The following is a 12,380-nucleotide window of genomic DNA, read 5'->3' on the forward strand; positions in this document are numbered from 1 at the left end:
GCCGAGCACGTCGATCCGGCGAAAAACGAACCGCCGAGACGCCAAGAACGCCAAGGAGCGAATCCCCTCTTGGCGTCCTTGGCGTCTCGGCGGTTTCACGTTCTGCGCTGTACAGGCAGCTTCACGCTCCAGCGCTTACGCCCCGCCCTTCTCGATCTTGCCGAACACGATGTCCGACGCCGTGCCGCTCATCACCACGGCGGCCACGGCGATGGCGACCGCGACGGCGACCGCGCCGACGACCCGGGACGGCTTCATCTGCCACCACATCGCCAGGCCGGTCAGCGCCCAGAGGACCAGGGTGATCCCGGTGATGTCCGCGAACAGCGCCCAGATCCAGGTCATGCCGCCGTGAACCGGGAAATGATGTGTCTTGTGGAGCATCCCGAGCAGCTCCACGAAGAGCGGCTGTCCGGCGCCGCCGTCGAGCCGCCCGTCGAGGCGGCCCGCGCCGAGGTCGTACGTGACGTTCCACAGGCGGCCTTCCGCGTCGCGCATGCGAAAGCGCAGCTCGGGGCTGACCTTCGGGTGGGCGCGCAGCGGCCCCGCGCCGTCGATGCCCAGCTTGGGCAGGAGATCCTTCACCTGCGCCTCCACGGCCGCCATCCGGTGCTCGGGCAGCTCGACCGTCGCGCCGGCGAAGGGAGGCTCGGGGGCCTTCGCGGGCTCGGGCGGGAACGTGGAGAGCGTCGCGGCGCCGTCGTCCAGGCGGATGAGCACCATGGTGCGCCCCCCCTCGCTGGTCGAGCCGATGAGCTCGGGCCAGCCCGAGAACGCGCCGGGGGTCGACGCGTCGAGCGTGTAGCGGGACGGAGAGCCGGCGTTGAGCTGCTCGACGACCTTGCGCGCCACGGCGTCGGGATCCCACGGCGTGAACCCGGTGAGCGACGACACCTGCTCGGCCGAGATCGACCGCCGCTCGAAGTCGCGCCCGATCTGCGGGTGGTTGAACAGCACGCCGCTGATCCCGAACAGCAGGATCCAGGGAAACACGAGCAGCCCGAGGTACATGTGCGCGCGCCGCACGACCTTCATGGCGGCGCCGTACCGCGGCCGCGGGCGGCGGCCCTGCGGGGCGCTGGGCTCCCGCGCGGGGCCGTCGCTCGTCGCACCTTCGCGATCGGGCGCCAGCATCATCGCAGCTTCGCGGCCGAGAACACGACGCCGGGCGCGGTCAGGCTCACCTCGCCGGGGCCGTTCCCGCCGAGCTCGCGGAAGGTGGTGGAGTCCTGGCCGAGGAACTGGAGCACGAAGCTCTTGCCGCCGAGCGACACGCTCACGACGCTGCCGCTCGTGGGCTCGGCGTCGAGCAGCGTGGCCTCCGGGGCGTCGCCGAGGGTGACGCTGGCCCACCGCCACGCCGCGGCGCTCGCGAGCACCCGCGGGTGAGTGTCCTCCTTGATCGCGAACGCGCCCTCGTCGAGCACGCGCAGGTACGCCTCGCCGCCGGAGCCGACGATCAGCGAGCCGGCCGCGTCGCCGTCGAACAGCGAGCCGAGCTCGACGTGGAAGTCGGGGTCGAACTGCCCGGCCTCGAGGTCGAACCGCAGCATGCACGGCGCCGCCGCGCTGTCGGGGTTGAGCCGGTGCACCGCGGCGCCGTACGCCTCGGTGGCCATGTAGATCTTGCCGTCGGGCCCCACCGCGCCGTCGCGCACGTAGCCGCACCGATCGTCGGTGACCACGGTCGCCTCGTCCGTCGCCGTGTCCACGACGACGATCCCGGCCTGGCTCGGCACCTCGGGGCCGTTCCTCCAGCCGGCGAAGGAGATCACCGCGCCGTCCACGCGCAGGGGCGCGGCCGTGAACGTCAGCGTCGCGTCCCCGAGCACGAGCGCGTCGAGCGGGATGGCGCCGGTGACCGTCATCTCCTTCGGATTCCAGATCACCACCTGCGCGGTGTACCCGTCGAAGAAGTACGCCTTGGTCTCCGACACGAACTGGAACTGCCCGCCGTACTCGTCGATCTTCGCGAGCCCCTGGCCCTGGAAGCTCACCGTGGCGCCCTTCTTCAGGCTGCCGTTCGCCTGGAGGTCATAACGGGTCACGGTCGGCCCGGCGTCGCTCGCCACGAACAGGGCGCCCCCGCCGTCGGGGCCCGCGCCGATGCCGCGCCCCAGGATCTCGGTGCCGCTGTCGAGCGACAGCGGCTGATCGCTGTCGAGCGTATCGGTCAGGAGGATATAGCTCAGCGTGTCGGCCGCCTCGACCCCGAACACCTGCGTCGTGAGCGCGATGACCTCCCCCGTGGCGCCGCCCTCGCCCCCGGTGCCGCTGTCACCCCCGTTGCCGCCGACACCGTCGCTCTCATCGTCGCCGCACGCGGCGAGGCAAGGGACGATCAGGGTGAACAAGAGCGGCGTGAGCAGGCGCAGAGAACGCGACATGGAAAACACTCCTTGGTTCGATCGATCACGTGGTCACAGGTCGAGGACGAGCTTGGCGTAAGCCGCTCGACCGGGACGCTGTACACCGAAGAAATCAAAGGCCTTTTCGTCTGTGAGGTTGTGGACCTCGAGGCTGCCGCTCACCGATCGTCCCCCGCGCTGCACCGCGTAGGCGAGCGTGAGCGCGTGCAGGAGCTGCGGCTCGACGGCGTGCTTCTCGTCCCCGGCGCTCTGCCAGCCGAGCAAGAACTCGCCGACGTAACGCGTGCTCCAGGTCAGCGACAGCGCGTCGTGCGGGTGGAACGGCTCGGGCCACGTGAGGCGCGCGGAGACGTCGGCGAACAGGTAAGGCTGGTTGAGCATGCGATCGCCCTTGAAGCGGGCGAGCGGTCCTGTGCCGGTGGTGTTACGGAAGTCCTGCCACGTGAGCTGGCCGTCGAGGGCCACGAAATCGCCCGGCGACGTCCACCCGATCGACGATTCGAAGCCCACGGACCGGGCCGACGGGAAGTTCTCGTACTTGGCGTAGCTGACCTCTCCGCCCAACCGGATGAGATCCTCGGCGAAGCGGCCGAAGCCGTTCACGTCGACGCGGAGCTCTCCGAAGCCGATCTCCGCGCGCTCCAGCGTCACGCCGGCGTTCACGTTGTGGCTCACCTCCGGCGCGAGGTGCAGGCTGTCGGTGATGACGCCGCCGTCGCCGAACAGCTCCTCCGCGCTGGGCAGCCGGGTGGCCAGCTCGTACGAGGCCTTCGCGTAGAGCGCGTCCGTGAAGCGGAAGCGCAGGCTGTCGCCGAGCCCGAGCCGTTGGCGCGTCAGGTCGAGATCGCGGAGGACGCCGTTCGGGAGCTCCTCCTTGGTGCCGATCACCTGCGCATAGCCCTTGAGGAAGGCGATGTTCGCGAGCCGGCCCTCGAGCCCCTTCGCCTCGTACTCGACGCCTGCCACGCCGCCGAGCAGCCCCCGCCGCGCGGTGAGCGGATCGTACCGGTCGCGGATCGCGCTGTTCTTCCCGGTGCGGGTCGCGTAGGTCGGCGACACCCCGAAGCGCAGGAGGTGATCGGGAGCGGCGCGGTAGGCCAGGCTCACGGTGGCGAACGCCGAGTGCTGGAGGACGGCCTGATCGGCCGCGCGGCCCATCTCCCCGCGCTGCGGGAGCTTCGCCACGCAGTGACCTCGCCAGTCGTAACGGCACGTCCCGAGATCGCGGAAGACGGTGCGCGCGAGCGCATATCCCGCCACGGCGTCGAGCCGGAGCTCCCTCGAGAGCGGCTGCGCATACCGCGCGTGACCGCCGCCGGACTGCCTGCCGTAGGTGACCTCGCCGTAGGGCACCGTCATGTACAGGTTGTGCTGCACGTCGCGGTCGTGCGCGGTGTAGAAGGCCCGCAGGAGCAGCCGATCCGCCCAGGGCCGCCGGAGCCACCCGCCCTCGATCGAGCCGCCGGCCGCGCGGTAACGGTCGTGGAACCGGCGGACCTCGGCGCGCGAGAGGCGCCCGCTGGCGTCGACCACCTCGACGTCCTTCATCGGGTAGTCGTTCCGCGCGTGGTCGGCGAAGGCGCTCGCGCGCGCGAACAGCCCGCTCGGCTCGTCGGCGTGGCGCGCGCTCAGGGTCGCCCGGTACGTGCCGAAGGAGCCGACCTGGTAGGACGCCGAGCCGCCCGTCCCGCGGGTCTCGCGATCGGTCACGAGGTTCACCGCGCCGCCGAGCGCGTCCGCGCCGAAGCGCACGGGCACGACGCCGCGGTAGATCTCGACCCGCTCGACGAGGTTGACCGGGACGCTGGCGATCCCCGCCGAGTAGCCCGCCAGCGCGAGCGGCACGCCGTCGAGGAAGAAGCGGATCTGGTCGCCGGTGAGGCCGTTCAGCGAGAAGCGGGCGGCGGAGCCGAGCCCGCCGCCGCGGCGCACGCTCACGCCCTCGGAGCGGGCGAGCACCTCGCCGAGGTCCGCGGACTGCCGCCGCGCCTGCGCGGTCTCGACGACCTGCACGGCCTCCGCGGATCGGCGCAGCCGCTCGGCCTCCGAGGCGCCGCGCACGCTCACCTCGAGCGGCGGGGCCGCGGCCAGGGGCACGAGGCGCAGCGTCGCCTCCGCCTCCCGCCCGCCGGCGGCCTCGACGCGCACGCGGAGCCGCTGCGCGAACGCGACCTCGGCGATGACGTCGTACGGGCCCGGCGCCAGCGCGTCGACCCGGAAGCGGCCGTGCTCGTCGGTCCGCGCGACCTGGCGCGCGGCGCCGTCCGGCGACGCCACCGCGACCTCGACGCCGGCCACGGGCTCGGCGCCGGGCCCTGACCAGAGGACCCGCCCGGCCACGCTCGCGGCGGCGGGCGTGGCTGCCGCCGACGTCGCTGGCGCCGCCATCGCCGCCGCGGGCGGCGATGCGATCGGCGCAGCCGCGGCGGGCGGCGCGGGCAGCCGGAAGTCGTAGCGATAGAGGATGCGCGCCGCGACGCTCCGGCCGCCTCGCAGGGCGGGCCGGAAGCGGAACCGCAGCGCCGCCTCCTGCGCGGCCTCGTCGAACCCGTGACCCGCGGGCGACGCGACGTCCGCCTGCGTGACGCGCCCCGCCGCGTCGATCGTCAGCTTCAGGACGACGCTCGCCTCCTTGCCCGCCGCGCGCGCCTCCTCCGGATACGCGGCCTCCACGGGCTCGATGAGCTCGGGCGCGCGCGCCTCGAGCGCCGCGCCGTCGCCCCGCGCCCCGCGCCCCGCCTCGCCCTCCGGCGCCGCGCCGCGCTCGCGCTCCTCCCCGCTCGGCGGCGCCTCGGCGCGCGCTTCCCCGCTCGGCGGCGCCTCGGCGCACGCTTCCCCGCTCGGCGGCGCCTCGGCGCGCGGCCGCGCCTCCTGCGCGGAGGCGGCGCGCGCGCCGCAGAGGAGCAGGGCCAGGATCCAGAACGTCCCGCCGCGGCGGGAGGCGCGTCCGCCGGTCATCACCTCTCCATCCCGGCGCGCCGCATCGCCGCCGGCCACCGCGCCGGACGGCCGTGCGCCGCGCCGCCCTCGGCGTTCCGCCTCCGGGTCGACCCGGCGCTCGCCCGCGGGGCCGCGATCGGCGCTCGCATCTCGGCGCTGCTGCGGGCGTGCATGGGTCAGAGCTCGACCTCGGTCTCGGCCGTCGCGTCGTCCCCCGCCGGCGCGATCGGGATGACCACGACGCGCTTGCATCGCCGGCACTTCAGCTCGATGCCGCCGGCCACGTGCCGCGCGAGCATGCTGCCGCAGTCGCAGCGCACGGCGTCGGTCCCCCCATGGCCGGCGACGCCGCAGCGCTCGCACCGGCCGCCGGACGGAGCCTCCCGTTTCAGCGTCAGGTCGTTCATCCCTGGCCCTCTTTCCCGTCCACGACGATCCGAGAAATGATAATGAAAGTGACTTTCAACTTAATCGAATCGAGCGTCTACCATGGAATTTGGCAGCTCGTCAATCGAAAATCGCTCGCAGCGGAAGCGGCGCCTGGAGGCCTGGGTCGCCCACCGAGGGCGGCCCGCCCGGGCCGGCGCACGGCGATCCCGCGAAAATCGGCCCATGCGCCGCTCCGAGCGAATCCGCTTGACGGGATCTACCCGATCCTCTAGCTAATTGAAAGCAGCTTTCACTTTCATGTTCGAGTGTTCCACCGAGTGCCGGTTCACCGCTCCGGGGCGAGCGCGCCGGGACCGGTCTCCGGGGCGGCGAGGCCACGTCGGTCAGCCCTGTCGCCCGGTGCGCGCCGTCTCGGGCCCTCGTGCGAGCGCGCAGGCCGCGCGCTGCCCCCGCGAGGGGCGGCGGCGCGCGGCGGCGGAGTGAAGACAACAACGACGAGCCACGCGCGCTTCGTGGAAGCCGCGTCCTGAGGTCCTGAATCCATGAGCGTCAGTCACCCCCTCACCCAAGCGCAAGCGGCCATGTGGCTCGACCACAAGAGGGATCCGCAGAGCACCGTCAACAACACGGCGGAGCGCGTCGAGCTGCGCGGGCCGCTCGACCTCGATCGGCTCAGGCAGGCGCTCATCGCCATGCAGGGCGAGGCGGAGGCCCTGCACATCCGCTTCTTCGAGCAGGACGGCGAGCCCCGCCAGCGCCTCGGGGAGGCGGCGCAGCCCCCCGTCGCGCTGCGCGATCTGACCGGCGCGGAGGACCCGCGGCGCGCGGCCGACAGGGAGATCCTGGAGCGGCTCGACGCGCCCTTTTCGCTCGAGGAGGGGCGGCTCTACGACCAGACCATTTACCGGCTCTCGCCCGATCACCACCTCTGGGTTTTCCGCGCGCACCACATCACCCTCGACGGCTACGGCTTCCAGCTCTGCAAGAGCCGGGTCGCCGAGCACTACCGCGCGCTCGGGGGCGGCGGGCCGCTCTCCCCGCGGTTCGCCGGGTTCGCCCCGGTGATCGCCGAGGACGTCGCCTACCAGGGCTCCGCGCAGGTCGCGCGGGACCGCGAGGCGCTCATGCGCGTTTACGACGGGCTCGATCTGCCGCCGGTGCTGTTCGAGGAGCTGGGCCTACTGCGGGGGAACCGCGCGAGCACGGCGCTGCCCGCGCGGCTCGGCGCGAAGCTCAAGAGGCGGGCGATCGAGCTCAAGACCAGCTGGCCCAACCTGCTCTTCGGCATGGTGGCGGCGTTCCACGCGCGCCTGACCGGGGAGCGCGACGTGCTCCTCGGCGTGCCGGTGATGCAGCGGATGGGCAGCGCCGCGCTCAACGTGCCGTGCATGGCCATGAACATGATCCCCGTCCGGGTCCGCGTCGATCCGGACGCCGCCCTCCCGGAGCTCGCGCAGCGCGCGCGGCGCGCCTTCGACGGCCTGCGCGCCCACCAGCGGTACCATTACCTGCACCTATGGCGCGACATGGATCACAAGCGCCTGTTCGGCCCCGAGGTGAACGTCATCCCGTTCAGCGCGCCGCTCGACTTCGGCCCCGAGCTCAGGGCGACCGTGACCAACGTCGCTTCCGGCCCGGTGGAAGACCTCTCCTTCGCTTTCTCGAGCTGGGGAGACGACATCCACTTCACGCTCGACGGGCACCCGTCGCTCTACGATCGGGCCACCCTCGAGCGGCACCAGCACGCGTTCGTGGCGGCGCTGGACGCGGGCTGCGACGCGCCCGCGGCGGCCACGCTGGCGTCATGAGCGCTGCAAAGGGACCGCGCGGGGGCCGGGGCGCCGCCGCGACACGGGAGGCGGCCCAGGGCCGGGCGCGAGGCGATCATGGCTAGCGCGCGCTCCGAACGGACGATCCTGCTCCTCGTCGCGGCGGTCCAGTTCGTCAACCTCCTCGACGTCATGATGGTCATGCCGCTCGGGCCGGACCTCGCCGCGGCGCTCGGCATCCCGCTGTCCGATCTCGGCCTCGTCGGCGGCAGCTACACCGCGGCCGCGGCGCTCTCGGGCGTCGCCGGCGCGTTCTTCCTCGACCGGTTCGACCGGCGCAGCGCGCTCGCGGTCGCGATGCTCGGCCTCGTCGTCGCCACGGCCGCGGGCGGCCTCGCCACCGGGCTCTCGACCCTGCTCGCGGCGCGCGTCCTCGCCGGCGCCTTCGGGGGGCCCGCGGCGGCGATCTCCCTGTCGATCGTCGCCGACGTCATCCCGCCCGAGCGGCGCGGCAAGGCCATGGGCGTCGTGATGGGCGCCTACTCGTTCGCCGCCGTGTTCGGCGTGCCGGCCGGGCTCGAGCTCGCGCGGCGCGGCGGCTTCCAGGTGCCCTTCTTCGCGGTCGCCGGGCTCGGGGTCCTCGTCGCGGGGCTCGCGACCGCGCTCTTGCCCTCGATGCGCGGCCACATCGGCGGCGCGGCGGCGCCGGGGAGCGCCCTCCGCGAGCTCCGCGCCTTGCTCGGCCGCCCGCTCGTCGCGCGCTCGTACCTGGCGACCACGGCCCTGATGATGGCGTCGTTCCTGATCATCCCGAACATCTCGGCCTACGTGCAGAACAACCTCGGCTACCCGCGCGAGCGGCTCGGCCTGCTCTACCTCGCGGGCGGCGCGCTCAGCTTCGTCGTGATGCGCACGGCGGGCCCGCTGCTCGACCGGCTCGGCGCGTTCCGCACGAGCCTCTCCGGCGCGGCGCTGCTCGTGGCCGTCCTCTACGCCGGGTTCCACGCGTACGTGCCGGGGCTGCCCGTGCTCGCGGTGTTCGTCGGCTTCATGACCGGTACGACGATCTGCAACATCTCGTACAGCACGCTCGCCTCGAAGGTGCCGCTCCCCTCGGAGCGGGCGCGCTTCGCGTCGATGCAGTCGGCGGTGCAGCACCTCGCGTCCGCGCTCGCCGCGTTCGTGTCCGCCAGGATGCTCCGCGAGCTCCCGGACGGGCGCCTCGACGGCATGGGCGGCGTGGCCGCCCTGGCGATCGCCTGCGCGCTCGTCTTCTGCCCGCTGCTGCTCTGGATCGAGCGCCAGGTCGCCCTCGACCTCGCGGGCCGCGCCGGGCCGGCGCTCCCCGCGCGGCCGGCCGGGTCGCTCAGCCGCCCTCCTCGCCCGTGAGCTGCGCGAGCGCGCGCTCCAGGTGCGACAGCCCTGCGGCGCCCGCGGATCGCGCCCGCAGCTTCCCCTCCCCGTCGAACAGGAAGTAGGCGGGCCAGAGGCCGCCCGTCTGGAAGCGGTCGCCGATCGCGTGCGCGTTGTCGATGGCGACCGGCTCGTCCATGCCGCTCTCCGTCACGACGGCCTCCACCCGATCGACGCGCGTGTCGGACTCCTGGCGAGGCATGTGGACCGAGACGAAGCGGACGCCGCGCGGCCCATATCTGTCCTTCCACGCGCGCAGGGTGGGCAGGTTGTCCTTGCAGAGCGAGCACGACACCGCCCAGAACTGCACGACGACCGGCGCGCCCTGGAGCACGGCGGGCGTGGGCTCGCCGTGCAGCCAGCGCGTCGCGCCCTCGAACGAGGGCATCGGCGCGCCGCTAGGCAGCACGGCGCTGCTCCGCCGCGATCTCGATCGTGTCCTTGCCCGGCTTCCAGTCGGACGGGCACAGGCCGCCGGTCTGGAGCGCCGCGAGCACGCGGAGGGTCTCGTCGGTCGAGCGGCCGATGTTGAGCGAGTGGATCACGGCGTACTGGAGGACGCCCTTGGGATCGACGATGAAGAGCCCGCGCTGCGCCGCGTGGACGCCCTCGATGAGCACGCCGTACCTGCGCGCCACCTCGCCCGAGTGGTCGGCGGCGATCGGGTAGTTCACGCCCGCGATGCCGTTCTGCTCCCGGGGCGTCATCGCCCAGGCCCGATGGGTGTAGGTCGTGTCGGTCGAGCAGCCGAGGAGGCTCGTGCCGAGCTGATCGAAGTCGGCGCGCCGATCGGCCAGGGCGAGGATCTCCGTCGGACACACGAAGGTGAAGTCCATCGGATAGAAGAAGAAGAGGAGCCACCGGCCGCTGTGATCCGACAGCGAGACCGTGAGATCGTGGCGGTTCGGGGCGGCGGGATCGAACACGGGGAGCGTGAACTCGGGGGCGGGCTCACCCACTCTGGCGACGGACATGGTTCCTCCGAGGGCCTCGTCGAGCGCGAGCTCGCTCGGCCGGCGCGCTGGCAATTGCGTCCATCGATGACGTCGATCGATGACGTCGATCGACGGCATCGACGCGGAGGTCGTGGTGCCGGGGCCCGCGGCGTCAACGGCGGCGCGCTGGGCCGCCGGCGCGGGCGGCCGGGGCGGCGCGGCGGGCGGGCGATCCGGGCGCGCTCACGGCTCGGGCGGCGGGAGCGACGCGTCGGCCGGCGCGACGCCGGCGGCGACCGCGGGGTAGCCCTGGCCGTCGCGCGTCCCCGCCGCCTGCGTGACGAACAGCAGCGAGAACCCGGGATGGGCGGCCACCCAGGGCGCGCGCGGCGCGAGCGCGGAGGACGCGCCGAACACCGGCGCCGCCGCGCGCTGGAGCGGCCCGTCGTGACCGAAGCGGGCCGCGAGGCCGATCGCGGAGCGGCCGGCGCTGTCGCGGCCGGCGTAGTAGACGCGCAGGCTCGGCCGGCCCGTCGCGGAGACGGCGAGCACCGGCGCGGGGTCGAAGACGGCGGCGCTGTCGAAGGGCTCGTCGTCCGCCGCGCTCGCGCCGGCGGCCGGCCGGGGCGCCGGCGCGAGCGCGGGGCCGTCGCCGACGCGGGCCCAGGCGAGGCCGTCGACGCTGCGCGCCTCGCCCACGAAGGACGCGCCCCCGTCGCCCGCGACGACGTAGAACATCCGGAGCGAGCCGTCGGGCAGGCGGACCACGCCGGGGCTGCCGGGGATGGCGCCGCGCTCCCAGCCGCCGTCGTCGGGCGCGGTCGGCGCGAGCACGGGCGCCGGCTCGCGCGCGAAGGCGACGCCGTCTTCGCTGCGCGCGAGGCCGATGCCGCCTTCCGCCGCGTAGTAGAGCCAGATCTCGCCGTCCAGGAGGAGCGCCGAAGGGGCGGCCACCGTGCCGCCTTCCCAGGGCAGCTCCGGCGCGAGGACCGTCACCGGCGATCGCTCGAACGAGCGGCCGTCCGCTGCCTCGTAGCGGACGATCGCGTTCGGCGGGGCGAGCGGGTCTGGCTCGGCGTCGTCGGGGCCGAGCGTGGCGGCGAAGAAGCCGGCCGCCGCGAGCGTCGAGGGATCGCCGTCCAGATCGACCACCGAGGCGTCGCGCGCGAAGCGCTCGTCGTCGTTCATGACGTGCGGGGCCGCCCTGGAGTTGCCGAGCTCTTCCTGGTCGATCTCCCGGAACGGACCGGCGAGGGCGTTCGGCAGGCTGCCCTCGTCGGCCTCCTCCGAGGGGAGCGTCGCGCAGGAACCGAGCGGCCACGGAGCCGCGCAGAGGGCGAGCGCTCGAGCGAGGAGGAGCAGCATCGGCAAGCGCGGACCAGGCCTGTGTGGGCCCCGAGGTTCACGGATGGGCATGCGCGTCGGATCCTGGAGCACCAATCCATCCTAGTACCGCCGGTCAGAACTCCCGCCAGGGATCTGCCTCGCGAGCGACAGAGAAATAAACGCCAAGGCGCAAAGGCGCAAAGGCGCAAAGGCGCAAAGGCGCAAAACTACAAATCTTTTTGCGTCTTTGCGTCTTTACGCCTTGGCGTTGAACTCTCTCTCCGGATCCCTGGCCGGACTTCTGGCGGGGCGGAACGAGTCACGAGTGTATCCCCGCGGGGAGCGGCCTGCGAGGGCGCAAACTCGGATTCTACCGTTGCCTGGAGGAGTCGGTGCGAGGGAGATAGTCACCGGGCGGTGAAGCCGCCGTCGATGAGGAGGGTGGTCCCGGTGATGAGCGACGCGGCAGGCGACGCGAGGAAGACGACGGCGCCCGCCACGTCGACGGGCTCGCCGACGCGCCCGAGGGGGATCCTCGACAGGAGATCGTCGCGAAACGCCTCGTCTTTGAGCCATTTGACGGTGCCCGGCGTCCGGATGAACGTCGGGGCGACCGCGTTCACGTTGATGCCGTACCTGGCCCACTCGACCGCGAGGCATTTGGTCAGGTGCGCGATCCCTGCCTTGGTCATGCAGTAGACCGACTCGGTCGGTAGACCGACGAACCCCGCCTGCGAGCTCAGGTTCACGATCTTGCCGCTGCCGTTCTTGATCATCGTCCGCCCGACCTCCTGGCTCACGAAGAACGTGCCCTTGAGGTTCACCGCGACGGTGAGATCGAAGTCCTCTTCGGTCACGTCTTCTGCGGGGTTCGGCGGGCCGAGTCCGGCGTTGTTGACCAGGATGTCGATGCGACCGAAATGGCGGATCGCTTCGGCCACCGCGCTCCTGATCTCCGACGTGCGCGTCACGTCCATTTGCAGCGGGAGCGCGCGTCGGCCGAGGGCGCGTATGGACTCGGCGAGCTCCCCCGCTGAGCCGATCTCGCGCAGGCCAAGGGCGACGTCCGCGCCGGCGTGCGCGAGGGCGAGCGCGCATGCGTTCCCGAGGCCGCGAGCGGCCCCGGTGACGAGCGCTACCTGACCCTTCAAATCGAAGCGGGGTGCTTCGCCTGACGACGAAGAAGGTGCATCCGTTGGCATGAGGTGGTCTCGCAAGAACTGGAGCGCGCGTCAAGC

At 72.9% G+C, this 12,380-nt stretch carries 10 protein-coding genes; 2 read left to right on the top strand and 8 right to left on the bottom strand.

The features are described from left to right. Positions 1–135 precede the first annotated feature (135 nt). The 4 genes from WME98_RS48335 to WME98_RS48350 form a co-directional block, all read right to left on the bottom strand. On the bottom strand, positions 136–1,137 hold the full coding sequence (locus WME98_RS48335) for a PepSY domain-containing protein (protein ID WP_437948308.1): 1,002 nt from the start codon (positions 1,135–1,137) through the stop codon (positions 136–138). Next, positions 1,134–2,387, bottom strand: a complete 1,254-nt coding sequence (locus WME98_RS48340) for a hypothetical protein (protein WP_437948309.1) — start codon at positions 2,385–2,387, stop codon at positions 1,134–1,136. The genes WME98_RS48335 and WME98_RS48340 overlap by 4 nt, the downstream gene beginning before the upstream one ends. A 33-nt stretch (positions 2,388–2,420) precedes the next feature. After that, positions 2,421–5,327 carry a TonB-dependent siderophore myxochelin receptor MxcH gene (mxcH, locus tag WME98_RS48345; protein ID WP_437948310.1) on the bottom strand — a complete coding sequence of 969 codons (2,907 nt, stop codon included), beginning with the start codon at positions 5,325–5,327 and terminating at the stop codon, positions 2,421–2,423. A gap of 158 nt (positions 5,328–5,485) precedes the next feature. Further along, positions 5,486–5,716 (bottom strand): hypothetical protein, encoded by a 231-nt coding sequence (locus WME98_RS48350; protein WP_437321494.1) that lies wholly within the window; start codon positions 5,714–5,716, stop codon positions 5,486–5,488. A 525-nt stretch (positions 5,717–6,241) separates the two neighbouring features. Here WME98_RS48350 and WME98_RS48355 point away from each other — a divergent pair. Beyond that, a complete protein-coding gene (locus tag WME98_RS48355) occupies positions 6,242–7,507 on the top strand; it encodes a condensation domain-containing protein (protein WP_437948311.1) in 1,266 nt (421 codons plus the stop codon). Positions 7,508–7,585: 78 nt separating this feature from the next. Beyond that, entirely contained in the window at positions 7,586–8,857 is a 1,272-nt protein-coding gene (locus WME98_RS48360) for an MFS transporter (RefSeq protein WP_437948312.1), read from the top strand. On the opposite strand, the gene WME98_RS48365 is transcribed toward WME98_RS48360, so the two are convergent. The 4 genes from WME98_RS48365 to WME98_RS48380 form a co-directional block, all read right to left on the bottom strand. After that, complete coding sequence (locus WME98_RS48365) at positions 8,835–9,290, bottom strand: TlpA family protein disulfide reductase (RefSeq protein WP_437948313.1); 456 nt, start codon at positions 9,288–9,290, stop codon at positions 8,835–8,837. The genes WME98_RS48360 and WME98_RS48365 overlap by 23 nt on opposite strands. Next, the gene (locus tag WME98_RS48370; RefSeq protein ID WP_437948314.1) at positions 9,280–9,855 is read right to left on the bottom strand and encodes a peroxiredoxin; all 576 of its coding nucleotides are present in this window, start codon (positions 9,853–9,855) and stop codon (positions 9,280–9,282) included. The genes WME98_RS48365 and WME98_RS48370 overlap by 11 nt, the downstream gene beginning before the upstream one ends. Positions 9,856–10,059: 204 nt before the next feature. Continuing rightward, a complete protein-coding gene (locus WME98_RS48375; protein WP_437948315.1) occupies positions 10,060–11,181 on the bottom strand; it encodes a hypothetical protein in 1,122 nt (373 codons plus the stop codon). Between the two features lie 368 nt (positions 11,182–11,549). Further along, on the bottom strand, positions 11,550–12,344 hold the full coding sequence (locus WME98_RS48380; protein WP_437948316.1) for an SDR family NAD(P)-dependent oxidoreductase: 795 nt from the start codon (positions 12,342–12,344) through the stop codon (positions 11,550–11,552). Positions 12,345–12,380 lie beyond the last annotated feature (36 nt).

This window comes from Sorangium sp. So ce296 (assembly GCF_051529605.1).
Taxonomy (GTDB): Bacteria; Myxococcota_A; Polyangia; order Polyangiales; family Polyangiaceae; genus Sorangium; species Sorangium cellulosum_D.

What these genes read in the sequence shown, in the direction of transcription:
- WME98_RS48335 (WP_437948308.1), bottom strand. Translation starts at nt 1,137, where the DNA reads ATGATGCTGGCGCCCGATCGCGAAGGTGCGACGAGCGACGGCCCCGCG.
- WME98_RS48340 (WP_437948309.1), bottom strand. Translation starts at nt 2,387, where the DNA reads ATGTCGCGTTCTCTGCGCCTGCTCACGCCGCTCTTGTTCACCCTGATC.
- mxcH (WP_437948310.1), bottom strand. Translation starts at nt 5,327, where the DNA reads ATGACCGGCGGACGCGCCTCCCGCCGCGGCGGGACGTTCTGGATCCTG.
- WME98_RS48350 (WP_437321494.1), bottom strand. Translation starts at nt 5,716, where the DNA reads ATGAACGACCTGACGCTGAAACGGGAGGCTCCGTCCGGCGGCCGGTGC.
- WME98_RS48355 (WP_437948311.1), top strand. Translation starts at nt 6,242, where the DNA reads ATGAGCGTCAGTCACCCCCTCACCCAAGCGCAAGCGGCCATGTGGCTC.
- WME98_RS48360 (WP_437948312.1), top strand. Translation starts at nt 7,586, where the DNA reads ATGGCTAGCGCGCGCTCCGAACGGACGATCCTGCTCCTCGTCGCGGCG.
- WME98_RS48370 (WP_437948314.1), bottom strand. Translation starts at nt 9,855, where the DNA reads ATGTCCGTCGCCAGAGTGGGTGAGCCCGCCCCCGAGTTCACGCTCCCC.
- WME98_RS48375 (WP_437948315.1), bottom strand. Translation starts at nt 11,181, where the DNA reads ATGCTGCTCCTCCTCGCTCGAGCGCTCGCCCTCTGCGCGGCTCCGTGG.
- WME98_RS48380 (WP_437948316.1), bottom strand. Translation starts at nt 12,344, where the DNA reads ATGCCAACGGATGCACCTTCTTCGTCGTCAGGCGAAGCACCCCGCTTC.